At 71.9% G+C, this 21,786-nt stretch carries 22 protein-coding genes and 1 pseudogene; 11 read left to right on the top strand and 12 right to left on the bottom strand.

Annotated features, from left to right (window positions below):
- Window positions 1-17 precede the first annotated feature (17 nt).
- From F1D61_RS16185 to F1D61_RS16140, 10 genes and pseudogenes are all read left to right on the top strand, one after another.
- On the top strand, window positions 18-935 hold the full coding sequence (locus tag F1D61_RS16185; protein ID WP_203152737.1) for a branched-chain amino acid ABC transporter permease: 918 nt from the start codon (window positions 18-20) through the stop codon (window positions 933-935).
- Window positions 932-1,690, top strand: coding sequence for an ABC transporter ATP-binding protein (locus F1D61_RS16180; protein WP_048436544.1), 759 nt, complete (start codon window positions 932-934; stop codon window positions 1,688-1,690). Before F1D61_RS16185 ends, F1D61_RS16180 begins: the two co-directional genes overlap by 4 nt.
- A gap of 4 nt (window positions 1,691-1,694) precedes the next feature.
- Window positions 1,695-2,378: an ABC transporter ATP-binding protein gene (locus F1D61_RS16175; protein ID WP_048436545.1), complete on the top strand. Its 684-nt coding sequence runs from the start codon at window positions 1,695-1,697 to the stop codon at window positions 2,376-2,378.
- A 3-nt stretch (window positions 2,379-2,381) separates the two neighbouring features.
- Window positions 2,382-3,785 carry an MmgE/PrpD family protein gene (locus tag F1D61_RS16170; protein WP_203152736.1) on the top strand — a complete coding sequence of 468 codons (1,404 nt, stop codon included), beginning with the start codon at window positions 2,382-2,384 and terminating at the stop codon, window positions 3,783-3,785.
- Entirely contained in the window at window positions 3,782-5,152 is a 1,371-nt protein-coding gene (locus F1D61_RS16165; protein WP_203152735.1) for an FAD-dependent oxidoreductase, read from the top strand. The genes F1D61_RS16170 and F1D61_RS16165 overlap by 4 nt, the downstream gene beginning before the upstream one ends.
- Window positions 5,149-6,531 carry an MmgE/PrpD family protein gene (locus F1D61_RS16160; protein ID WP_203152734.1) on the top strand — a complete coding sequence of 461 codons (1,383 nt, stop codon included), beginning with the start codon at window positions 5,149-5,151 and terminating at the stop codon, window positions 6,529-6,531. Before F1D61_RS16165 ends, F1D61_RS16160 begins: the two co-directional genes overlap by 4 nt.
- A complete protein-coding gene (locus F1D61_RS16155) occupies window positions 6,528-7,949 on the top strand; it encodes a dihydroorotase (RefSeq protein ID WP_203152733.1) in 1,422 nt (473 codons plus the stop codon). The genes F1D61_RS16160 and F1D61_RS16155 overlap by 4 nt, the downstream gene beginning before the upstream one ends.
- Window positions 7,950-9,204: 1,255 nt before the next feature.
- A complete protein-coding gene (locus tag F1D61_RS16150; protein ID WP_203152732.1) occupies window positions 9,205-9,450 on the top strand; it encodes a FitA-like ribbon-helix-helix domain-containing protein in 246 nt (81 codons plus the stop codon).
- A complete protein-coding gene (locus tag F1D61_RS16145; protein ID WP_203152731.1) occupies window positions 9,447-9,866 on the top strand; it encodes a type II toxin-antitoxin system VapC family toxin in 420 nt (139 codons plus the stop codon). Before F1D61_RS16150 ends, F1D61_RS16145 begins: the two co-directional genes overlap by 4 nt.
- 93 nt (window positions 9,867-9,959) lie before the next feature.
- Window positions 9,960-10,319, top strand: a pseudogene (locus F1D61_RS16140) (ATP-binding protein); the annotation flags it as partial.
- Between the two features lie 112 nt (window positions 10,320-10,431).
- Here the strand turns inward: F1D61_RS16140 and F1D61_RS16135 are convergent.
- The 3 genes from F1D61_RS16135 to F1D61_RS34265 form a co-directional block, all read right to left on the bottom strand.
- Window positions 10,432-11,295: a hypothetical protein gene (locus tag F1D61_RS16135; RefSeq protein WP_203152730.1), complete on the bottom strand. Its 864-nt coding sequence runs from the start codon at window positions 11,293-11,295 to the stop codon at window positions 10,432-10,434.
- 219 nt (window positions 11,296-11,514) lie between these two features.
- Complete coding sequence (locus tag F1D61_RS16130; RefSeq protein WP_203152729.1) at window positions 11,515-12,453, bottom strand: hypothetical protein; 939 nt, start codon at window positions 12,451-12,453, stop codon at window positions 11,515-11,517.
- A 52-nt stretch (window positions 12,454-12,505) separates the two neighbouring features.
- A complete protein-coding gene (locus F1D61_RS34265; RefSeq protein WP_246775370.1) occupies window positions 12,506-13,198 on the bottom strand; it encodes a hypothetical protein in 693 nt (230 codons plus the stop codon).
- 143 nt (window positions 13,199-13,341) lie between these two features.
- Between F1D61_RS34265 and F1D61_RS34260 the strand changes: the two genes are divergently transcribed.
- Window positions 13,342-13,512 carry a hypothetical protein gene (locus F1D61_RS34260; RefSeq protein ID WP_246775369.1) on the top strand — a complete coding sequence of 57 codons (171 nt, stop codon included), beginning with the start codon at window positions 13,342-13,344 and terminating at the stop codon, window positions 13,510-13,512.
- A gap of 523 nt (window positions 13,513-14,035) precedes the next feature.
- On the opposite strand, the gene F1D61_RS16120 is transcribed toward F1D61_RS34260, so the two are convergent.
- From F1D61_RS16120 to F1D61_RS16080, 9 genes are all read right to left on the bottom strand, one after another.
- On the bottom strand, window positions 14,036-14,299 hold the full coding sequence (locus F1D61_RS16120) for a hypothetical protein (RefSeq protein WP_203152728.1): 264 nt from the start codon (window positions 14,297-14,299) through the stop codon (window positions 14,036-14,038).
- A 44-nt stretch (window positions 14,300-14,343) separates the two neighbouring features.
- On the bottom strand, window positions 14,344-14,631 hold the full coding sequence (locus F1D61_RS16115) for a hypothetical protein (protein WP_203152727.1): 288 nt from the start codon (window positions 14,629-14,631) through the stop codon (window positions 14,344-14,346).
- An 11-nt stretch (window positions 14,632-14,642) separates the two neighbouring features.
- The gene (locus F1D61_RS16110; protein WP_203152726.1) at window positions 14,643-15,617 is read right to left on the bottom strand and encodes a hypothetical protein; all 975 of its coding nucleotides are present in this window, start codon (window positions 15,615-15,617) and stop codon (window positions 14,643-14,645) included.
- Window positions 15,618-15,649: 32 nt separating this feature from the next.
- Window positions 15,650-16,597, bottom strand: coding sequence for a hypothetical protein (locus F1D61_RS16105; RefSeq protein WP_203152725.1), 948 nt, complete (start codon window positions 16,595-16,597; stop codon window positions 15,650-15,652).
- Between the two features lie 16 nt (window positions 16,598-16,613).
- A complete protein-coding gene (locus tag F1D61_RS16100; protein WP_203152724.1) occupies window positions 16,614-17,456 on the bottom strand; it encodes an OmpA family protein in 843 nt (280 codons plus the stop codon).
- A 107-nt stretch (window positions 17,457-17,563) separates the two neighbouring features.
- Window positions 17,564-18,580: a trypsin-like serine peptidase gene (locus F1D61_RS16095; protein ID WP_203152723.1), complete on the bottom strand. Its 1,017-nt coding sequence runs from the start codon at window positions 18,578-18,580 to the stop codon at window positions 17,564-17,566.
- Window positions 18,581-18,663: 83 nt separating this feature from the next.
- A complete protein-coding gene (locus tag F1D61_RS16090; RefSeq protein ID WP_203152722.1) occupies window positions 18,664-19,824 on the bottom strand; it encodes a hypothetical protein in 1,161 nt (386 codons plus the stop codon).
- A gap of 7 nt (window positions 19,825-19,831) precedes the next feature.
- Window positions 19,832-20,356, bottom strand: a complete 525-nt coding sequence (locus tag F1D61_RS16085; RefSeq protein WP_203152721.1) for a hypothetical protein — start codon at window positions 20,354-20,356, stop codon at window positions 19,832-19,834.
- Window positions 20,353-21,759, bottom strand: coding sequence for a hypothetical protein (locus F1D61_RS16080; RefSeq protein ID WP_203152720.1), 1,407 nt, complete (start codon window positions 21,757-21,759; stop codon window positions 20,353-20,355). Before F1D61_RS16080 ends, F1D61_RS16085 begins: the two co-directional genes overlap by 4 nt.
- Window positions 21,760-21,786: the final 27 nt, after the last annotated feature.

Genomic DNA, 21,786 nt, shown 5'->3' with positions numbered 1-21,786 from the left:
GAAGAGAGGCGTAAGACATGGACTACCTGATCACCCTCGCGATCCTGATCGGGTTGAGCGTCGCGCTCGCCTCGAGCTTCAACCTGATCATCGGCTATGCCGGCCTGGTCTCGATCGCCCACCCGGTCTTCTACGCCATCGGCGCCTACGTCTCGGCGCTGCTCGCCCGCGACCTCGGCCTGCCGGTGCCACTCGCGATGCTGTGCGGGGCGCTCGCCGCGGCGGCGGCCTCTGCCGCGGTCGCACTGCCGTCCTTGCGGGTCTCGGGCGACTACCTGCTGATCGCCTCGATCGGCTTCCAGCTCGGGGTGCTCGAGGCCATCAAGAACATCTCCGTCACGGGCGGCGCGGGCGGACTCACCAACATCCCGGCCTTCCTGGTCCAGGACGGCGGCAGGGGCGCCTACGCGGCCCTGGTGATCGCCTTCGCGGGTCTCACGGTGTGGCTCAACTGGCGCATCGCCCACGGGCCCTACGGCCGCGCCCTCTCGGCGATGCGCGACGACGAGACCGCCTTCGCGGGGTTGGGCCGCAACGCGGTCGCCATGAAGGTCGCGGTCTTCGCGTTCGGCTCCGGCATCGCCGGCCTCGCGGGCGCCCTCTACGCCCATTACTTCCGCTTCGTTACGCCCGAGCAGTTCGAGATCCTGCAATCGGCGGCGCTCCTGACCATGGTGGTGGTCGGCGGGGTGCGGACGACCTGGGGCCCGGTGCTGGGCGCCGTGCTGCTCCAGGCGCTGCCGCAGGCCATCACCTTCGTCGACCTGCCGCCCGCCATCCTCGGGCCGCTCCAGGGCTTGCTGTTCACCGGCCTCGTCCTCGTCTTCATGGTCCTGCGGCCGCAGGGCCTGATCGCGGCGGGCGAGGCCTGGCATCCAGCCAAGAAGTATTCCGCCAAGACGTATTCCGCCAAGACCCGGGGAGAAGCGCGATGACCCCGGTCCTCGAGATCGCCGGCCTCGACAAGCGTTTCGGCGGCATCGTGGTCGCGGACGGCATCGACCTGACGCTCAATCCAGGCCGAGTGGTCGGGCTGATCGGGCCGAACGGCGCCGGCAAGACCTCGCTGTTCAACTTGATCTCCGGGGTGTTCCCCTCCGACGCCGGCACGATCCGGCTCGACGGTCAGCGCCTCGACGGGTTGGCGATGCACCGCCGGGCGTCGCTCGGCCTCGCTCGCACCTGGCAGAACCTGCGGTTGTTTCCGTCGCTGTCGGTGCTCGACAACCTGATGGTCGGGCCGCGCCGCTACCTCGGCGACCGGCTCCTGCGCCTCGCCCTCGACCCGGCCGGGGTCCGGGCGCAGGAGGCGGGGACGCGACGGCGGGCCGAGGAGGTACTGGAGCGCACACGTCTCTCGGGCGTCGCCGCGACCCCGGCGGCCGACCTGACGTTCGGCCAGCAGAAGCTCGTCGGCGTCGCCCGTGCGCTGATGAACGACGCCCGCTGCCTGCTCCTCGACGAGCCGATGGCCGGCGTCGAGGGCCAGGCCTACGAGATCATGCAGCAGGTGGTGCGCGAGGTCGCCGAAGGGGGCGTCGCGGTCTGCGTCGTCGAGCACAACGTCGCGTTCATCCGCGACCTCTGCGACGAGGGCGTGTTCATGTTCGCCGGCAAGGTCCTGGCCCGCGGGCCGGTCGCCGACCTGATCGCCGATCCTCGTCTCACCGAACTGTATTTCGGGACCTGATCCGATGCTGGAGATCCGCTCGCTCTCGGCCGGCTACGGCACGCTCACTGCCCTCGACGCCGTCTCGGCCCGGTTGGAGCCGGGCGGCCGGCTCGGCGTCTTCGGCCATAACGGCGCCGGCAAGACGACGCTGCTGCGCTGCATCGTCGGCGCCCATGCCGCCCATGCCGGCGAAGTCGTCTTTGACGGCAAGCCGGTGCTGCCCGGCAACGTCCCGGCCACGATCCGGCGCGGCATCGCCTTCGTGCCGCAGGGCCACAACGTCTTCCCCAACCTCACCGTGGCAGACAACCTCGCCACGGCAGGTCTCCTGTTCGACGGCAAGTTTGCCGGCGAGGTGCTGAAGATCTTTCCGCTGCTCGAGGAGCGTCGCGGTCAGCGCGCCGGCTCGCTCTCAGGCGGCGAGCAGCAGATGCTGGCGCTCGGCATGGCCCTGATGACCCAGCCGAAATGGTTGCTCCTCGACGAGCCGTCCACGGGCCTCGCGCCGGTGATCGTGCGCAACGTGATGAGCCAGCTCGCCAAGGTCAACGCAGCCTTCGGCACCGGCCTCATCATCGTCGAGCAGAACGTGCCGGCGACCCTGAAGGTCGTCGAGCACGGGCTGATCCTGAAGTCCGGCCGGACCGTGTTCTCGGGCGAGGCCGCGACGCTCGCGGCCAAGCCCGACCTCTGGGAGTGGTTCTAGACCATGGCACCCGATTCCGATTCCGCCCTGCGGGCCTGCAGCGCCGCCGCCGTGCAGTCGCTGATGACCTGGGCTGCCGCGTACTCCCACGAGGCGTTGCCCGTAACCGTCCGAGCCCGTGCGGCGCTGGTCCTCGCCGACGATCTCGGGGCGATCGTGGCCGCCGCCGGCGAGCCGCCGGTGGCGCGGATGCGTGCCGTGCTGGCGCGGTCCTCGGGCCGCGCCGAGGCGACGGTGTTCGCCCCCGGCAGCCCTGCCCTCGACCGGGCCTCGGCGGCAGCTGCCAACGGCCTTGCGGCGACCTGGTGCGAACTCGACGAGGGCTATCGCGGCGCGCCATGCCACGCCGGGGCCTACATCCTGCCGGCACTGCTGGCCGAGGCCGAGGCCGAGGGGGCGAGCGTCGCGCGGGTGCTGGAGGCGCTGGCGCTGGCCTACGAGATCACCGTGCGCTGCGCCCGCGCGTTTCCGTTCGCCACCATGACGGTCCACCCGCACGCCGCCTTCGCGACGATCGGGGCGGCTGCCGGCATCGGGCTCCTGCGCGGCTTCTCCGGCAAGCTCCTCCTCGACGCGGTGTCGGCCGCCGCCAGCATGACCTTCGCCGGCCCCTACGGCCACGCGATCGAGGGTGCGCTGGTGCGCAACGCCTGGACCTCGGCGGGCGCCTGGATCGGCCTGCGCGCCGCCGACGGGGCGGAGGCCGGGATCGCCGGCCTGCCCGAGACCTTCCATGACGTCTTCGTCGGCGGCCTCGGCACGGCCTGCCTGCCCGAGGCGCTGACGGACGGCCTGGGCATCGACTGGGCGATCCATGGCGGCTACCACAAGGTCTTCGCCTGCTGCCAGTACGCCCACGGGGCGATCGAGGCCTCCCTGCGCTTACGCGCGGAGGCCGCCGGCCGGGAGGACGAGATCGACGAGATCCTGGTCGAGACCCATCCCCGCGGCCTGACCCTTACCACCGTCGAGCCGGCGACGGTGCTGGCGGCGAAGTTCTCGATGCCGCACGCGCTCGCCGCCGCCGCGGTGACCGGCACGGGCGGGCAGGGGGCCTTCGATCAATCGACGCTGCACGAGCCGCGGATCGCGGACTTGCGCCGCCGGGTCCGGCTGGCGCCCCTGCCCGAGATCGGTCCGCCGCCGAACGACCGGCCCTCGCGGGTGACCTGGCGAATGCGCGACGGGACCGCCTTGAGCGCGCTCTGCGAGAGCGCCCGCGGCGGTGCCGATCAGCCCTTCGACACCGACACGATGCTCGCCAAGCTCGCCGAGACCAGCCGGGCGTACCCCCGGATGGCTGCCGTCCTCGAACGGATCGTGCGCAGGGCCGAGGACGACGAGCGGGATTTGCAGAGACCGTGGCGGGATTGCGTGACCGAGATGACGGGCGGGGTGGAACGGTGAGCGACGAACTCGACATCCTGGTGATCGGCGCCGGAGCCTGTGGCCTCGCGGCGGCCATCGCCGCGCACGATGCCGGAGCGAGCGTGGCGGTGATCGAGAAGCAGGAGCGGCCCGGCGGCAATTCCTCGCTCTCGACAGGCTCGGTGCCGGCGGCGGGCAGCCGGTTCCAGCGCGAGGCGGGCATCGCGGACGAGCCGGCCCGCATGGTCGCCGACCTGATGGCGATCGCCGGCGGCGAGACCGACGACCACGCCCTGGTCGAGCGCCTCGCGAGCGTCTCGGCCGAGACCGTGGAGTGGCTCGTCGACACGGTGGAGGCGAAACTCACCCTCATCACCGCCTACAAGCATATCGGGCATTCGGTGCCCCGCCTGCACGCCCCGGTCTCGCGCCGCGGCCAGGATCTCGTCGACGACCTCGTGGCGGCGGCCGAGCGGCGCGGCATCCCGATCGCGGTCGGCAACGGTGCCCGCGCGCTGATCGTCGAGGACGGGATCGTGTGCGGCGCCGTCGTCGAGGCCGCCGGCGAGACGGTCGAGATTCGGGCCGGCAAGACGATCCTCGCCCTCAACGGCTTCGCGGCGAACCCTGAGCTCGTCCGACGCTTCTGCCCCGAGATCGCCGGGGCGGAGTACTTCGGCGCCCGCGGTTCCACCGGCGAGGCGGTTCTGTGGGGCGAGCGGATCGGCGCCGCGCTCGCCAACATGGCGGCCTACCAGGGCTACGCCGCCGTCGCCTATCCGCAGGGCAGCCTGCTGTCCTGGACCACGGTCGAGAAGGGCGGGATCATCGTCGGCGACGATGCCCGCCGGTTCGGCGACGAGAGCCTCGGCTATTCCGGCTATGCCCGGGAGGTTCTGGCCCGGGGCGGGCGCGCCTACACGGTGTTCGACCAAAAGATCTTCGACGTCGCCGCCGCCGAGGAGGAGTTCATGGAGCTCTGGACCTATGGCGGCCTCAAGCGCGGCGACACGGCCGAGGAGATCGCCCGACCCTTCGGACTCGATCCGGAAGTGCTCGCCGGGGAGATCGCGCAACGCAACGCAGCGGCGGCCGGGACCGTGCCCGACCCGCACGGACGGCGGGATTTCGGCCTCGGGCCCCTGGCGCCACCCTACTATATCGGCCGCGTCGTGCCCGGGCTGTTCCACACCCAGGGCGGGTTGCGGGTCGATGCCGACGCACGCGTGCTGCGGCAAGATGGAGCCCCGGTGCCGAACCTCTTCGCCGGCGGCGGCGCGGCGGCCGGGATCAGCGGCCGGGCCGGCGCGCTCGGCTACGCCTCCGGCAACGGGCTCCTGTCGGCGATCGCACTCGGCCGCCTCGCGGCGCTCGCCGCCGCCCGCGAACTCGGGAGCACGCCGTGACGCTCACCCGCGACCTCGCCCGGCGCGTCCGGGCGCTCTCCCGCAACGGCCTGCCGCCGGAGGTGGCGGCCGCCGCGCGCCTCCACCTCCTCGACGCGATCGGGGTCGGTCTCGCCTCGGCGGGCTCGGAGGCCGGTGCGCCTTACCGGCGCTACGCCGCGGGGCTCGGGCCGGGGAGCGCGGGCCTGATCGGGATCCCCGGCCGTGTCGCGCCGGCCGCGGCGGCCCTCGTCAACGGCGGATTGATGCACGGGCTTGAGTTCGACGACACCCATACCGGCTCGATCGTCCACGGCTCGGCGGTGCTCGTTCCCGCGGCTCTCGCCGCCGCCCAGGCCGCCGGCGCCTCCGGGCCGGCGCTGAGCACGGCCTACGCGCTGGGCTGGGAGGTGCTGATCCGCATCGGCCTCGCCGCGCCCGGGGCCTTCCAGGCACGGGGCTTCCAGGTCACATCGGTCGGGGGCGCCCTGGTGGCGGCTCTCGTCGCGGCGGAGCTCGCCGGCCTCACCGAGGACGAGGCGGTGGCGGCGATGGGGATCGGCCTCAGCGGTGCCTCCGGCGTGTTCGAGTTCCTGACCAACGGCGCCTCGGTCAAGTCGCTGCATCCCGGGCTTGCCGCCCAAGCCGGTCTGAATGCCGCCGACCTCGCTCGGGCCGGCCTGACCGGGCCGGAGACCGCCTTCGAGGGGCGCTGCGGACTGTTTTCGGCCTTCGCCGGGGACGCGCGCCTCGCCGGGGCGTTCGCGGCCGCCCTCGACGGGCTCGGCACGGAGTGGCACCTGCCGCAGGCGGCGTTCAAGTTCCATCCCTGCTGCCACTACCTGCACCCCTTCATCGAGGCCGCCGGAATCCTGGCCGATCGGGGCGTGAAGCCCGACGACGTTGCCGCGCTGACCTGCCGGGTGCCTGCGGGCGCAGCACCGATCATCTGCGAGCCCTGGGACGCCAAGCAGGCCCCCGCCAGCGGGCACGCCGCGCGCTGGAGCCTGCCGGTCGCGGTGGCGGCCCGCCTCGTCGAGGGCCGGGTCGATCTTGCGACCTTCGAGGCGCCGGCGGGCGCGGCGGTGCTGATGCTCGCCGGCCGCATCGCCTGGGAGTCGCTCGCCGACGCCCGCTTCCCGCAGGTCTTCGAAGCCGAGATCGTCGCCGAGACCCGCGATGGCGCCCGGCACGAGATCCGGGTCGACGACGTGTACGGCAATGCCGGACGGCCTGCCGGCGACGACGCGGTACGGGAGAAGTTCCGCCGCAACGCCGCCCGCAGCCTCGCGCCGGACGGCATCGCGTCCCTGGAGGCCGCCATCGACGCGCTCGCCGACGCCCCGCGCATCGACGCCCTCACCCTGTCCCTGTCACACCCCGTCCGGAGCGCCGCATGAGCACGGAATACGACCTCCTCATCCGCGGCGGGGACGCCGTCCTGTCGGGGCACGGGCGCACCGCGTGCGACATCGCCGTCCGCGACGGTCGCATCGCCGCGATCCTCGCCCCCGGCGCGCCGGCTTCGGCCGCGACCACGCTCGACGCCCGCGGCCTCGTCGTCCTGCCCGGCGCCATCGACGTTCACCTCCATCTCGGCCACGGCCGCGACATCGCCCGGCCGCGCGTGCCGGCGGATGCCGCGCAGGAGAGCGCGGCGGCGGCCGTCGGCGGCATCACCTGCTTCATCCCCTACCTGATGACGAGCGACCCCTTCGCGAGCGTGCTGCCGGAGGTGATCGGTATCACCGAGGCCGGATCGCGGATCGATTTCGGCTATCACCCGATCATCTCGACCGAGGCGCAGCTCGCCGAGGTCGAGGCCTGCGCCCGGGACCACGGCGCGCCGACCTTCAAGATCTTCATGAACAACAGGGGCGGGGAGGGCGCCCGCCTCGGCCTGCCGGACATCGATGACGGCTTCCTTCTGCGCCTGTGCGAGGCGGCGGCGCGGGCCGGCGGCATGGTCTGTCCGCACCCCGAGACGATCGAGCTCGCCTGGGTCACCCGCGAGCGCGCCAAGGCGGCGGACCCCGACGGCACCGGGGGGCTGGCCACCTGGAACGCCAGCCGGCCGCCCTTCGTCGAGGCGGACGCGGTGCAGCGCGCCGGCTTCATCGCCCGTACGGCCGGCGCGCCGCTCTACGTCGTGCACACCTCATCGGGCGAAGCCCTGGCGGCGGGCCTGCGCCAGCGCGAGGCGGGCGCGCAGCTCTTCCTCGAGACCTGCCCGCACTACTTGACCCACGATGTCGGCTGGGACGGGGGCGAGACCGGCGGGAGCGACACGGCCAAGATCAATCCCCCCTTGCGCGAGGCCGCCGACCGGGAAGCCCTGTGGGCCGGCATCTTGTCGGGCGCCATCGACACCGTGGCCACCGACCACGTCCATCGCGGCCTCGACGCCAAGGCCGGCGGCATCTGGTCCGCGTCGCCGGGCTGTCCCGGCCTCGAGACCCTGCTGCCGGTGCTGCTGACCGAGGGCCATCACGCCCGCGGCCTCGACCTTGCCCGGGTGGTCGATCTGGTCTCGACCCGGCCGGCGCAGATCATGGGCCTTGCCCATCGAAAAGGCGCGATCGCGCCGGGCCTCGATGCCGATTTCGCCCTCGTCGACCTCGATGCCGAGTGGACCCTCACCCGCGACGACGTCCGCTCAAGCGCCGGCTACTCGATCTACGAGGGCCGGCGGTTCCGGGGGCGCGTGCTCCACACGGTCGTCCGCGGCCGGATGGTGCTGCGGGACCGTACCCTTCAGGACGACGCCGTCGGCACCGGCCGCTACGTTCCGCGGCGACTTGCTGCCGCTTCTGCCTGAAAGACGATCATACCAGCTCAACTGCACAGAATTCGGCAGCTCGAGGCCGGGATGCGTGGACTTGCATATCAAACGTGCTGTGCATTTCGGTTGGCTGAGGGCGAATCATCGGGCAACCCACTGAGAAACGCCTTCCCAGACGAAAACTACACACTGTGTAAAAGCATCGGCTTTCTCGATGAGATTGCTGGTGCGACTTGGGGGGAAACGACGGCCGGAGCTGATTCTACAACAAAAACAATGCGCTGAAGGCGACCGAGGTCAGAGCTTTGTATGAACTCCGTGCTGGGGACGCAAGGCGGGCGGGGACTGGGGACGGCGAGGGGCTCAATCTCCTGCCATGCCGAAAAATTTTGGTGCTCCCGGGAAAGCCCTTGGACAGCCTTCTCGCCAAAGGCATGCGTTAGAATTTGCCGTACGATTAATTTCTGAGAGCCATCTAAGATTCAGGCCTTCTAAGGGGTTTTTATTGTAAATAATCTTTATTTTATCCGATGTCGACGCGCCATCTTCTCGCGATGGGCATTCTGGTATTGGGAGCACTTTCGGTCCCGAGGCGCACCATCAAGCTTGGCTTCGCGATGGTGAATTTTTGCAGATCATCCAAGTATTTGACACCTTGAAAGGCATGCCTCTCAGACTCAGTGAACTTCCCCCGGATGGTTTCGGTCCATGCACGCGACAATTCTGCCTATCAGGAGAGAGCGCCGAGCGCCGAGCGTCGTAGCTGAGGAGCATATGCCTGCGCTTGCCGGCTCTGGACATCTTCTCATGCGTTGTCTCGCAACAGAGGACCGCCGCATGACCAATTTCCAGAGCGGAAGAGCCGAACTCGCACACGCTGATCGGCACATCGCGGATGCAACCCGGCGTGTCGGTCGGCTCATCGAACGCATCACGGAGAACAAAGATAAAGTGTGAGACACGGCGGAAGCCGAGAAATTGCTCCATGCGATACCAATGACCCAAGATGCCGACGCATCGGGCCATTGAGCCATCTCGAATTGTCTATGCCAAGCCAGAGGCTTGACGACAGTTCGAGAATGGAACCAAAGGTCGTTTCCAACGACCGTTGGTATGATGCATGAGATCCTAGGCCAGTGGAACGCATACCGGCAGGTCATCCTGGTTGCCATCGAACGGGGTGGCCACCCGGGTTGGAACCCATTGTGGCGGCGCTTCATTCACACCTGCAACCAGTCCCCCCTTTGAGCGTGCCAGTCTTCGTGCTATCATGATAGCGAAAGGTTGAGCCATGGCCCAAATTCTCGTCCGTGATATCGATGCCGGTGTGAAGCAGCGCTTGCAGCAACGTGCGGCCCGGAACGGCCGCAGCATGGAGGCCGAACTGCGCGACATCCTTCGTGCTGCCGCAGCCGATGACGAAAAGACGATGGGTCTGGGGACGGAGATCGTCGCTCTTTTTGAGGGCATCGGGCTCAAGCCCGACGAGGAACTGCCTGAAGTCCGTGGCCATGACCTTGCAGATCCCTTCGCATGATCATCCTCGACACGAACGTCGTATCCGGCCTGATGCGCGCACCGCCGGATCCGGTCCTCGTCCCTTGGCTCGACGCGCAACCCAGGAACTCCGTCTGGATCACAACCATCACCGTCCTTGAGATCAGGTTCGGCCTCGAACTCATGCCGGATGGACGGCGCGCCGCGGCATTGCGCACGGCCTTCGATCGCCTCGTCGCAGACGTGCTCCAACGGCGGGTCGCCCCGTTCGATGCCGCGGCAGCCAGCGAAACGGCGGTTCTCATGGCGGCTCGGCAGCGGCAGGGGCAACCGCAGGAACTGCGCGACAGCATGATCGCAGGCATTGCCATCGCTCGCCGCGCGACGCTCGCAACCCGCAACGTCCGGCACTTCCCCGACCTGGCCGAGCCTCCCGTCAATCCGTGGGATGATTGACAGCTGCTGCGCTTCGTAGTCGTTGGATTCGGGCGCAGTCTGCGGGTCGAGCCAGCGCCTCTTTCCCCAGAGCCTGCGGAATAATTCGCTGGTGGGCGACACGGCACGGGCAAGACGCATCTGGCCATCGCGGTCGCCCGGTCCTGCATCCGGGACGGGGCACGGGTCCGGTACTAGACCGTAGTCGACCTCGCCGACCACCTCGCCCAGTCCGACCTGATGGTGCCGGACGAGCTCGGCTGCCTGCCATTCGCGCCGTCGGGCGGTCAGTGTCTGTTCCACCCGATCGGCCGGCTCTCCGAGACCACCTCGATCGTGGTGACCACCAAACTGGCGTTCGGGGAGTGGTCGAGCGTGTTTGCCGGTGCCGCCAAGATGACGATGGCCCTGCTCGATCGGCTGACCTCCACCTCGAACGGACCGCTGATCGTCTTCGCCAAGGCGTTGTCGTAGCCGTCGACGCTGCCGACCTACAGCTCCAGGCCTGCCTCGGCGTCCGCCGTCACGTTGAAGTCCGCTTGCCGGGCAGACAAAGATCGCAGGAGGCCGCTGTCGTTGCCAAACCTCAGGCCTCGTGGAAGAGATCGTCCGCCGCTGGGAGACGATGGTTCAGCTCCTTCAACGATCCGGAGTGGATGGCGGCATAGAGGAGTGTCTGGTCGCCGGGATCGGCGCAGACGAGATCGCGCGGATCCTCCGGCCTTCCGAAGCGCCTGAGCGCTGGGATGAGATCGGCTGGCGGATACTTCCAGAGATAGTCGCAGTTCACCATCCGGGCGCGGCCCTCGATCGGGAAGGCGATCCGAGCCGTTCCCTGCTTGCCCTCCGGCGGCAGCGTGACCGTGATGTCGCGCGGCTGCACGGCATGGCCGAGCGAGGCGAGTGTGCAGGCCGTGATCTCGGCGAGAAGGGGGGCGTCGTATTCGGTGTGAGCCGGAACGAATATCAGGCGCCCGATGCGCGGATGTCCATCGTCGTGAAGGGCCGCGAACGAACTGACGGCCTCAGAAATGCCGATGGCCCGGCCGGGATCGAGCCGCTGGGCCGCCCTCCAGAGCGAGCCTGCAGCGATCTCGCCGCGCTCCAGGCCGCCGACGGCCTCGAGCGCGGCGATCGTGGTTTCGAGGATGCGCAGTTCGTCCGGTGACGGATCGCCGATCGGGATGTCCTCGAGCGGCGCGTCGCCGATCGTCCAAGGCAACTCGGGTATCGCGGGATCGTCGATTTCCTGTCGCCCGACTCGGATGCCCGGCTTCACGGGGCCGATATCCGGCTTCATGAGGCCGTAGCCGGCGAGAATCACGAAGGCGAGACAGCCGGCAAGGCCTGCCCAGCCGGCGAAGTCGAACGGGCGCCGGAACAGGACGAGCGAGCCCGCCGCGAGCGCGAAGAACGCCAGGCCTGCCCAAAGCTCACGCTTCGAGGGCATGAAGGCCTCCACGCTTTGGCGAACCGATCGGGGTATGCGCGACACGCGTTGAGCATTCCGCAACGGCCGGACGATACTGCGTCGAGGGCGACACGCTCGAACTCGTCGGCACCGATGAGGACGACCGAGCGCGGCTCGATCTTCGCGCCGGACGATGGATCGGACAGCCTTCTCGTAATCGACGAATCGGACTTCCCGAAGCAGGAATGACGGCTGGACTCAGCACTTGGACACGGCGCGCGTCGCCAGCGCCCGCAGTGCAGCGGCCTTGCCCCATGGGTCGTCGTCCAGTCCGGGCAGTTCGTCGTCGCGGAGCGGTGTCGCCTCGACGAGGCTCACCGGCCCGAACGGCAGCCCCTCGATCGAGTGCAGGTCCATGCGGAGGGCCATTCGCGTCATCGGCCGGCAATCCTCGGCGAGGCGGCAGAACAGGATCGCGCCGTTGGTCTGGACGTCCCGCAAGACGCGGTAGCCGTCGGCGACGAGGTCGCCGACGCCGATCAGCACGTCGGACCAGAGCGCCACGGAGGCCTCGTCCGCGACGACCGGATTGCCGGCCCCGCCGAGCCGCATGACGATCTCGCATTCGACCCCGTTCTCCTGCGCCGTCACGCCCGCCCAGGGGGTCGAGAGGCCGTCGGTCGCCAGCAGCACCGCGTCGCCGTGCTCGATTTTCAGGATGCGGCGATGGGGCTGGAACCACTTCGTCTGTCCGTGGATGTTGGCCTGCCCGCGTTCGGCGGCAAAGCCCGGTTCGACGGTTCCGACCGAGTTCCAGAAGCGGCGGCGCGCAGCGGCCGCGGCGGCGTAGACCGGATCGTCGGGACCACGCGGGACCAGCGCGGCATCGAAGGTCGTTTCGACGGTGACCCGACTCTGTTGCCAAGGCAGCGTTGCCCGGGTCCAGTGGACGCTCACGACGTTGAACGGCGTCGCGGCGTTCGTGCCGAGTCGCGCGACGACCTCTTTGAAAATGTCGAACTGTGGTTCGTCCGAGGCCACAAGCGAGCCGTCGCGGCGGTGATAGCCGCCGCTACAGCTGGAATGGCCGGCTTGCAGGGTCGTCACCGTCCAGTCTCCTCGGACGGCGCCCGCCGGCGCCTTATCCAGCGCAGCCCGGAGATCGCGTTCGGCATCGTCGACGGAATAGCTCGCCATCGCATTCTCCATGCTACGCCGGGCTTCGCCCCGCAGCCCGACGGGGCAGCCCTCAATCCGGGTTCGTGAACACGCTGCCGCCGATGAAGGCCATCTCGCGGTCCGGCTGCGGCGGATCCTTCTGCGAGCCGTAGGCGAAGAACAGGCGGCGGCTGCGCCCGTCGGGGCCGGTCAACGTCAGCGTGTGCCGGTCGAGGGCATAGCGGCCGCCGTCGGAAGCGCGCCGGCGGCCGATCGCCGACCCGACCCCGGTGGTCGCGCCCGAATTCGTCGCTCCGGTCGCGCCGCCGCGGCCGTAGGTGCCGTCGGAGCGAAAATCGTAGCGGCTCGAGACGGCGACCATCACGTCGCCGCCCATCGCCGTGTTGCCGCCGCCCGACATGCGGCGGTAGGACCGGGCGATCGTCCGCTCGCCGGCCTCCGCCGGGTAGGCCTTGAAGAACGAGCCGTCCTGGAGCCTGTAGTCCTGCGGCTTACCCCCCGTGCCGGTCAGCACGTACGAGCCGCCGGAGCGGGTCCAGCGGCCGAAGCGGCGCGGCTTGGCGGCGCGCTCGGCGGCGAGGTCGACGTCCTCGAGGGCGACATCGTCGATCTCGTAGGAGCTGCCGTCGCGAAACAGGATCAGCGGCTCGAACTCGATCACGACCATGCCGCCGACCCCGACGCCGGTCGTCGCGCGGAAATACACGCCCTCGACCCCGGCCCAGTTCGCGGCGTGGCGCGGTTCCGCCGGCGGCTCGGCCACGACGACGGGCGGAGCGTTGCCGGGGCGACGGGGGCCTCGGGCAACGCGCCACCCGCCGCGGTCCGGGCCGCCGGAGCCCTCCGGCCGCCCTTGCCCACCAGTCCGTCATCGGTGAGAGCGACCGCCCGCAGCTTCGCCGGGGGATGAAATCCCCCGACAGGGTGGCGACGAAGCTCGGCACCATCCCGAGGCGCTGCGCCGCCTGCCAGCCGGCATGGTGCAGGACCGTGCGGAGCTTCACCTGCTCGGCGAAGGCGGCGCGGGTGGCCGCCTGCGACAGGGGCGGCTTGTCGGCCATCGGCGCCACCATCTGACGCCGCACCGCCCGGAGCGCAGCAGGGCTCGGCTCGGCCTTGGTGTCGTTGGCGACCATCCATTGCAGGACGATGAAGGCGGTGAGCACGTCGCCGGCATCGTCCGGGCGAAGTGCGGTGTCGGAGAGGAAGCTCCGGAAGATCGCGTCGTAATCGTGCCGGGCCATCTCCCGGGCGACCTCGCCCGCGGCGATCGGGTTGGTGGCACGCAGCTCCCGGACGTGGCGCGCGACCGTGGCGGCCCGCAGCTCCGTGTTCGAGGCGAAGGGCAGGGCGGGGCCGGCATCCCCGCTCTCCGAGCCGGCAACCTCCCCGACGGACCGGGCGTCGAGGGTCCGGTACTGCTGCATCCCCTGAATGATGCCCGTGCCGACGTCCTGGGCTGGCGCTGTGGCGGCCAGCAGCGGGATCAGGGCGGCGGCGACGGGGACAACGGCGATCATGCGGGTCATGGTGCGCTCCGCGCTCGGGCGACGATGGGGGAATGGTCCGTCGGCGGGCGCCGTCGGACCCTGCGCCCGCGTCACGGCCAGCGGATCCCGAACAGCGCCAGCACGACGGCGACGGCCACGCCGATCAGCGTCAGCGCCATGAAGGGCAGGAGCGGAATCACCAGCCAGCCCATCATCGTCAGGGTGTAGAGCAGGCCGCCGACGTCGAGGCCGGCGATCCGGCACGGCTGCGCGCCCGCCTCGTTGACCGTGCACCCCGTCAGGCGGGCGACGATCAGGGAGAGGACGAGCAGCAGGAACGGGGTCCAGACGATCAGCACGCCGAGGAGGAGCATGGGCCGGCTCCTTCCGCGCCGGGTTCCGCTCGGCGGTACCGCACTCATCGCGAGCTCCCGGCGCAGGGGCGCCAGACCCGCTGGTATCCGGCATCGCCGGGCCGGCCGTAGCACCAGCCCGTCGCCTCGAGCCGCCGGTCGACGGCGTCGCGCCGGGTGCAGGCGTCGAGCGTGGCAGGATCGTCGCCGCGCCCGCCCCGGCAGGCGGCGTTGAGGGCGGTCCAGTCCCGCACCAGTTGCGGCACGTCGGGTGCCGGGCCGGCCTGCGCGACGCTTGCCGCCGCGGCGAGGCCGAGGAGCACGGCGGGAAGCAGGATGATGCGACGGGCCATGCGTGACCTCCTCAGCGCGGCGCGACCGAGGCAGCCACGCGCTCGGCGCGGGCGAGCGCCTCGGGCCGGTCCGCCGGTGCCAGACCGAGGACGCGCAGGTAGGTCGATCCTTCGAACCGGATCACCTGCGCGACGGCGACCGGACGGCCGCTCCTCGCATCCGAGCCGGTGGCGCGCAGGCGCAGCACCACCGCGCCGTCGCGGGTCGCGCGGTCCTCGTCGGTGACCGTGACGTCCTTGATCTCGCGGAAGGTGGCGAGCGCCTTGCGGGCGAAGACCCCTTCCTGGCCCTCCGGCACGGCGGCCCGCCCCATCGAGGGGGCGACGACGACCAGCGGCTGCACACCGTCGGGATCGATGTCCTTCGGGCCGTCGGTGAGCATCAGGGCGTTGCCCATCAGCGCGCGCACTGGACGGAAGCCCGCGAGGTCGCCGACGGTATAGGGAAGGGCTGCGATCTGGTCGGCGAGGCTGCCGGGCGCCCGGAACGCGATCGTCGAGAGCGCGGCCTCGACCGCCTCGTCCGGCATCTGGCGTCGCGCGGCCTCCGGCACCTGCACCGTGACGAGGCCGGTACCGGAGGCACCGCGCACCACCGCGACCCACTTGGCGTAGGTGAGCCCGTTGGCGGCCTGTCTGCCGCGCAGAACCCGGCCCTCGCCGCCGGCGACGCCGAGCGCGGTGCCGGAACCCCGGGCCTCGAAGCCCGTCGCGCGCAGGGCCTCGGGGGTGAACCGCTCAACGAGCTGGCCGTAGGCCTCGGCCGGCATCTCGGTGATGAGGATCGAGGCGCCCGAACGATGCTCGAACCCTGCAAAGCTCTTCGAGGGCGTCATGCCGGGGGGCGGCACTAGGCCGACCGAGCCGGCGGCCGGGAACACCGCCTCGGCGGCGAGGGCGGGCTGGGTGAGGAGGCTGAGGACCGCCAGACGCAGGCCGACGGCGAGAAGGGGCCCGCGGGCGGCGCGGCTCAGGAACGATGCCATTGCGGAATCTCCAGGTGGTCGGTGCGAGGCGTTCAGCGCGTCGCGACGCGGCTGAGCACGAAGGTGTTGCCGGAGAACTGGACCTGTCCGGGCGCGCTCATGTGCTCGAGCATCAGGCGCAGGTTGCGGCCGAGGCGGGCGGAGTCGGAGCGGGTCTCGTACCAGTACTCGGCGGCGGACGCCCCGGCCCGCACCGGACGGTGGTGCTCGTAGCAGCGGAACGCCGCCATGTACTCCTCGGCCGCCTGGACCTCCTGGGCCGAGAATCCGTTGAGACGCACGACGTAGGCCGTCGGCAGGCCGCCGCAGGCCTCACCCGTCGGGCCGCCGGCGACCGGTGCGGCAACGGCGCCCGGGACGAGGGCCGCGCCGGGATCGGCCCCGCGGCGGGGCGCCACGACTCCGTCGAGCTTCGCGGTGAGCGCTGCTGCGACGTCGCCGGCGATCACCTTGGCCTCGGCGCCGACCCGCTCGAGCAGGCATTCGCGGTCGCAGCCCTGCGGCAGCGGCGGCAGCTGCACGCCTGCGACCTCGAACGAGCCGAGGGACTGGCCGGTGCGCACGTTGAGGAGTCGGCCCGGGATTCGCACCTCCGGCCGCACGATGTCCGAATAAGCCGATTTCGACGCCGAGGCGTAGATCTGGAACACCGCGACCACGTCGAGGGGCGGACTCGAGACCGCGCGGGCGACCTCGATCAGCTCGGCGTCGCGCCGGCGCACCCGGTTCGGTTGCGTGAAGCCCATCGCCACCGCGGTCTCGTCGTAGACGTTGTATCCGCGCAGCTTCATCGTCTCGGAGAGTTCTGCGATCACCCGCTGGAAGATGCGGTTGCCGCGCGGCACCGAATCCTCGTCGGCATCCTCACCCATCACCACGACGGTGGGTTTGGGCTGGGAGAGGGCCGGGCCTCCAAAGAGGAGGCCGAGGGAGAAAGCGGCGAGGGCGGCGCGGCGCGCGGCGGCACGGATGGGCAGCATCGTGTCCTCCTGTCGGTCACTCGGAGCAGGGCAGCGGCGTCGGCGCCGCGTCGAAATCGTCGAGGTCGAGGGCCACGCGTCGGCGCGGGTCGGCCAAGGTCGCGCCGGTCAAGGCCGGGGCCGCGCAGGCGGCCTCTGCGGCCTGCCCGGGGAAGCGGAGCCCGCCCGGGCGGGCGGGCGCGATCAGGCTCACCTCGACTCGGCGGTTGACCCGCGACAGCGGGGCGGCCGGGTCCTTCGGGCAGGTCGGACCCCAGCCATGCACGCGCAACCGCTCCGGCGCGATGCCGTAGGTCTCGACGAGGTGGGTCCGCACCGCCCGGGCCCGGGCGAGGGACAGACGCCGGTTGTGAGCGGGCGCGCCCGCCGCGTCGGTGTGGCCGGCGATGAGGAAGCCGTGGCCGGCGAGGTCGCGCGAGGCGAGCGCCTGGCCCAGCGGCTCGAGCTGGATCCGCGCCTCCGGCGTCAGGCGGGCGCTGTCATAGGCGAAGAACACCGTGAGATCGACCGTGCGGCCCGGATCGACCCGCACGGACGGCCCGCCGTCGTCGGGTTTGAGCGCCCGCGCCGGCACGCCGGGGGCAAGTCCCGGATTCCCGTCGGCGAAGGGGGCAAGGGAGCGGATGATCGCGGTCGCCGGCGGGTTGCGGGACTCCGCCTCCGCCGGCCCTGCCTCGTCCAGCCTCTCCCGGCCGCCGGGCGCCTCGGTCAGCGGGTTCGCCCGCGCCGCGCCGCCGAGGGCGACGACGAGGCCCAGGGCCAGTGCGAGGCAGGAGCGGCCGAGGCGACGCCTGGCCGTGCGCCGCAGGGCGGCGTCGCCGTTGACGGTCGGTCGCGCGGGCGCGTCGTCGATCCGCATGGTTCGGCTCTCCCCCTCCGGGCCTTCCTTTTGCCCGTCACACCCCGTGCCTGGACGAGCCAGAGCGGTTTTCGCTGCGTCGGCGCGCAGATCGCCTCGGGAAAAGATCAGCGCCCGCGCAGGATCGCGTTCATCCGGCCCGGATCGAGGGGGCCGTCGGGTGTGGGCGGGGCGGCCGCAGGTGACGCGGCTGGCCTCGTCGCCGGTGCGGTCGGAGGCGGGGCCGGATCCGCGGCCGCCGTGGTGGCGGCCGGCCGGCCCTGGCGCGCCGCGATCTCGGACAGGATCCGGCTGCGGCCGAGGATCGCCGAGAGGCGGGTCGCCGCGTTGAAGCTCGACGGGTCCTTCGGGTCGAGGCCGCCCTCCTTGTGCAGCGCGACGCCGGCCACCGAGGCGTCGAACATCAGCGAGCCCGACGAGCCGCCGAGCGTGTCGCAGCGGTGGCGCAGGTCCGGCCCCTCGCCCTGCTCCTTGAGGGCAAAGCAGCGGAAGCGGCTCATCACCTTCGGCCGCCCGAGGGGATGGTGGATGACGAGCATCGAGCGGTTGCCGGGCACCGCCTCGCCCGAGAGCCGGGCCGTCCCGTAGGTCGCGGTCGGGCTGCCGTCGGCGCGGGCGAGGGCGTAGTCGAGGCGCGCGTCGTGCTCGACCGGCTTCGGGTCGACCTCGAACCGCCGCGAGCCCTGTCCGTCGAGGGTCAGGTAATCCATCAGGATCGAGACCTTGACCGGGGTCAGGTCGCCCGATTGCGGCAGGCAATGGTGGTTGGTGAGCACGTAATCACCCGGCAGCAGCGCGCCGGTGCAGGAGGCGCCGACCGTCTGGCCGGTGCGGGCGTTCCTGAGCACGATGTCGACGCGGCCGATCGGGCGGGCAAGCGCGGCGAGCCCGTCGCGCGGATCGAGTTCGGCGATCGGCTCGAACGCGCCCTTGTTGCGGTCGACGTAAGCCGCCGCATCGCCGGTGGTCTGCCGCAGCGGCAATCGCGCGCGACCGTAATCGGCAGGATCAAAGCCGACGCTCTGTGCCCGCGCAGGCTCAGCCGCGCCGAGTGCAAGGATCAGGCTGAAAAATATCCAAGTTTCCTCCTTGGTCGAGCGGCGTGTCCGGTGGCTTGTGGCCATCGCTGTCCTCCTCTCGGCGGCGGCTTTATGCCGTCTGCCGATCCGCAAGTCAAAATAAGTCGATCCCGGGCCGGGAGCAGTCCTTACCGGACGAGGCCGTGGACGAGCCGATCGGCGGTGCCCGACGGGTTTGCGGCGCCCGCGTCCGTTATGACCTGGACCGTGTAGAGGAGGTTTCGCCTGGCGCCCTCGCGCAGGAAATAGGCCTGGGCGCCGTCGGGCAGCCGGATCGGCGGCAGCGCCGCGGCGGCGAGTTCCGGGCCCACCGTCACCCGCGCGCCGGGCAGAGTGGCGCGGAAGGCGAGGCCGCACAGGTCGGGCGCGAGGCGGCTCGCCCGCAGCCGGCCGGGCGCTTCCGCCGGGACCGGACGCCGCACCGGCGGATCGGCCCCGAAGGCAACGCGCCGGCAGGTCGAGCCCGCCGGAGCGGCCAGCTCCGCCACGACGGCGGCACCCGCCACGGGGTCCGGCGCAGGGGCGATGGCCGTGCCGGGCTCGACCGGGGCGGGTGTCGCGGCGGCGACGACCGGCCGGTCCGCCTCCGGGCGTGCGCGGAGCATCGCGAAGCCGGCAGCGAGCGCCGCGGCGGTAAGAAGTGCGACGAGCGCGGCCACGAGAGCGGGGCGCCGCCCGGCCGCCGGGGCGGAGGCAGGCTCCGGCCGCGCCAGAGCCGCAAGGGCGGCCTGCACGCTCGCAGCCGGCAGGATCACCGGCGCGCGCGCCCGCCCGAGGGCGCGAAACGCCCGCGCGGCCTCCGCCTCGGGCCCTTCGGGCAGGAGGACGGCGAGGTCGGCTCTCGCCGCCACCGCGAGCAGGTCGCGGGAGCGCGCGAGCTTGTCGAGTAGCGCGTAGTCGCCGGGCAGCACCGCGAGGTCGAGATCGACCGCGCCCGTCGCCCATAGGACGAGGTCGGCCGCCCCCGGATCGGCGGCGAGGGTGTGCCCCCTCGCCACGAGGCCGTGAGCGAGGCTGACCGGCACCTCCCACGAGCGCCCGGCATCGAACGAGGCGGAGAGCCGCAACTCGCAGGATCCCGCCTCTCCCCCGGCATCCCCGCCCGCAAGGAGCGACAGCGGTCCACCGGCAGCGGCGAGCCGCGCGTAGTCGCCCGACCAGGGCAGGGGCCGGTAATCGCCCGCCGCGAAGGCGGCGGGTGCCGGCAGGCCGGGGCGGCGTTTCAGGCTGCGCAGCACCACCGGACCGCCGGTCGTCGGCACCACGACCAGGATCGAGACCGGCTTCATGCCGCCGTCACAGCAGGTACACCGCGCAGGCCCGGTCCCGCAGCATCGCGCCGAGCCGGGCTGCCTCCGGTACGCCCGGGTCGAGGGCAACGAGGACCGCGCCGTCGATCGCCGGCGGCAGCGCGAGCCGCGCCGTCTCGTCGCCGAGCATCGCCTCGATGGCACGCGGCGGCCGCGCCGCGCTGCCGCGCAGCACCAGGAGTGGCGGCGCATTCTCGTCCGCGGGCAGGATCTCGAGGGTGAAGGGGCCGACGCGGCGCGATGCGACCGCACCATCCGAGGCCGCCGCGGCGAGCGGCGCGTGGGCGATCGCCTGGGCCCCGAGCAGCGCCCGGTAGCGCCGGGCGGTCGCCGGATCGGCGCGGATCGCCCGCACCACCGCGAGGTCGACCGGCCCGCCCGGCTCGCGGGTGGCGTGGGCCCAGAGCGCGGCCGTGCCGGGGCGGCGGCTGTCGGCATCGCCGGGTTCGCTCGCCCGCATCAGGGTGCGGGCGGCGTGGATCTCGGCGAGCAGGCGCGCCTCGTCGCTCACGCGGTCGCCTCCGCGGCGTAGGCCTCGGCGAACGTTTTAGCGAAGACGTCCCGGTCCGTCGCGAAGGCAAGCTCTAGCGGCCGCTGCCGGGCGAGGCCGGCGACGGCGCGGGCGAGCCGGCCGGCCTCCTCGGCGAGCCGCAGCAGGGCGGCATCCGCGGCGCCGAACCCCGCAGCGAGCCGGTCGGGGTCGTCGAAGCCGGCGCGCCGGACGCGGCGGATGTCGGCGAGCGCCGCCGCGAGGGTGGCGCGCGCCTCAGGGGACAAGCCTTCGGCCTCCGCCGGGACCCGCAGCGCCGCCGCGATCCGCAGCATCCGGTCGAGATGGACGGTCAGCGCTGAGATCCTGTCGGCCAAAGCCGGGTAGGTCTCGGCCTCGGCGCAGGCGGCACGCTCGGCGATCCCTGCCCCGCCGCCGCCGCGGCGCAGGCGGTTGGCAAGGCCGGACTGAACCCGCCCGAAGCTCGCGGCCCGCAGGGTCGTGAGCGGGCGGGTCCGGTGGAACGGCTCGAGGCGCAGGAACTCGGCGAGGTCGTCGCGCTCCGCCCCCGTCAGGATCTTCGGCCCGTCGGGCAGGGCGGCGAGCAGGGCCGCCAGGGTCTCGGCCGGCTCGGCCGCCGCGAGGTCCGCCAGCGAGGCGTCGAGCCGCTCCTCCCAGCCCTCGACCGCGTCGAGCGAGGCGGGGGCGGAGAGGCCCGCGAGGCCGCCGAGCAGGGCGGAGGCCGCCTCGAAGGTCACGAAATGCTCGGCGACCGTGCGAAAGGCCGGCCGCTCGCCCTCGCGCATCTGCCCGCGCCAGAAACCGAGGATGTCGTCGTCGGTGAAGATGCGGCGTCCGTCGAGGAAACGGAGGATCGCCCGGAACCGCCGCTCCAGCGGGGCGAGCGGCAGATGCGCGTGGCGATAGGCGGCGAGATGGCGCGCCAGGCGACGGCTCAAGGCCGCGGCGCCCTCGGCATCCGGCGCCGCGGCGAGGTCGTCGAGCCAGGCGGTGACGGCAGCGAACTGCGCCAGATCCTCCGCCGTCAGCACGAACTCGGCCAATGCGAGGAGCCGCGCGAGACCAGACCAGGTCGTGCGCCAGCCCGGCCCCCCGCCCGGCAGGATCAGCCCGCGGGCATCGACCGCTTCGCCCGTGCCGGCGAACCGGGCCTCGAGCCGGTCGGCCCGGGCGAGCCCAGGATCGAGCGCGAGGGTGACGAGGTCGCGCCCGTCCCGGGCACCGGTGAGCCGCGCCAGGGCGGCGAGGGCGTGGGCGAGGTCCCAGAGCGGCTTGTCGCGGTTCGGCCGCACGGCGCCGGCGACGACCCGGGCGAGCCAGGCCCGGTCCTCGCGGGAGAGGTCGCGGCCCTCGGCCACGGCGGCGAGGTCGGCCGCGCAAGCTTCGTCGTATCCGCCGGTCATGCGCCCGCCCTCAGCCCCGCGCCGGTC

The sequence above is a fragment of the Methylobacterium aquaticum genome (assembly GCF_016804325.1).
GTDB classification, from domain to species: domain Bacteria; phylum Pseudomonadota; class Alphaproteobacteria; order Rhizobiales; family Beijerinckiaceae; genus Methylobacterium; species Methylobacterium aquaticum_C.
This window is presented reverse-complemented; position numbering and strand designations above follow the sequence as displayed.

Coding starts and splice junctions, on each gene's coding strand:
- F1D61_RS16110 (WP_203152726.1), bottom strand. CDS start 15,617: ATGGCATCGTTCCTGAGCCGCGCCGCCCGCGGGCCCCTTCTCGCCGTC.
- F1D61_RS16115 (WP_203152727.1), bottom strand. CDS start 14,631: ATGGCCCGTCGCATCATCCTGCTTCCCGCCGTGCTCCTCGGCCTCGCC.
- F1D61_RS16175 (WP_048436545.1), top strand. CDS start 1,695: ATGCTGGAGATCCGCTCGCTCTCGGCCGGCTACGGCACGCTCACTGCC.
- F1D61_RS16185 (WP_203152737.1), top strand. CDS start 18: ATGGACTACCTGATCACCCTCGCGATCCTGATCGGGTTGAGCGTCGCG.
- F1D61_RS16135 (WP_203152730.1), bottom strand. CDS start 11,295: ATGCCCTCGAAGCGTGAGCTTTGGGCAGGCCTGGCGTTCTTCGCGCTC.
- F1D61_RS16095 (WP_203152723.1), bottom strand. CDS start 18,580: ATGGCCACAAGCCACCGGACACGCCGCTCGACCAAGGAGGAAACTTGG.
- F1D61_RS16180 (WP_048436544.1), top strand. CDS start 932: ATGACCCCGGTCCTCGAGATCGCCGGCCTCGACAAGCGTTTCGGCGGC.
- F1D61_RS16155 (WP_203152733.1), top strand. CDS start 6,528: ATGAGCACGGAATACGACCTCCTCATCCGCGGCGGGGACGCCGTCCTG.
- F1D61_RS16170 (WP_203152736.1), top strand. CDS start 2,382: ATGGCACCCGATTCCGATTCCGCCCTGCGGGCCTGCAGCGCCGCCGCC.
- F1D61_RS16105 (WP_203152725.1), bottom strand. CDS start 16,597: ATGCTGCCCATCCGTGCCGCCGCGCGCCGCGCCGCCCTCGCCGCTTTC.
- F1D61_RS16080 (WP_203152720.1), bottom strand. CDS start 21,759: ATGACCGGCGGATACGACGAAGCTTGCGCGGCCGACCTCGCCGCCGTG.
- F1D61_RS16150 (WP_203152732.1), top strand. CDS start 9,205: ATGGCCCAAATTCTCGTCCGTGATATCGATGCCGGTGTGAAGCAGCGC.
- F1D61_RS34260 (WP_246775369.1), top strand. CDS start 13,342: ATGAAATCCCCCGACAGGGTGGCGACGAAGCTCGGCACCATCCCGAGG.
- F1D61_RS16090 (WP_203152722.1), bottom strand. CDS start 19,824: ATGAAGCCGGTCTCGATCCTGGTCGTGGTGCCGACGACCGGCGGTCCG.
- F1D61_RS16120 (WP_203152728.1), bottom strand. CDS start 14,299: ATGCTCCTCCTCGGCGTGCTGATCGTCTGGACCCCGTTCCTGCTGCTC.
- F1D61_RS16130 (WP_203152729.1), bottom strand. CDS start 12,453: ATGGCGAGCTATTCCGTCGACGATGCCGAACGCGATCTCCGGGCTGCG.
- F1D61_RS16100 (WP_203152724.1), bottom strand. CDS start 17,456: ATGCGGATCGACGACGCGCCCGCGCGACCGACCGTCAACGGCGACGCC.
- F1D61_RS16145 (WP_203152731.1), top strand. CDS start 9,447: ATGATCATCCTCGACACGAACGTCGTATCCGGCCTGATGCGCGCACCG.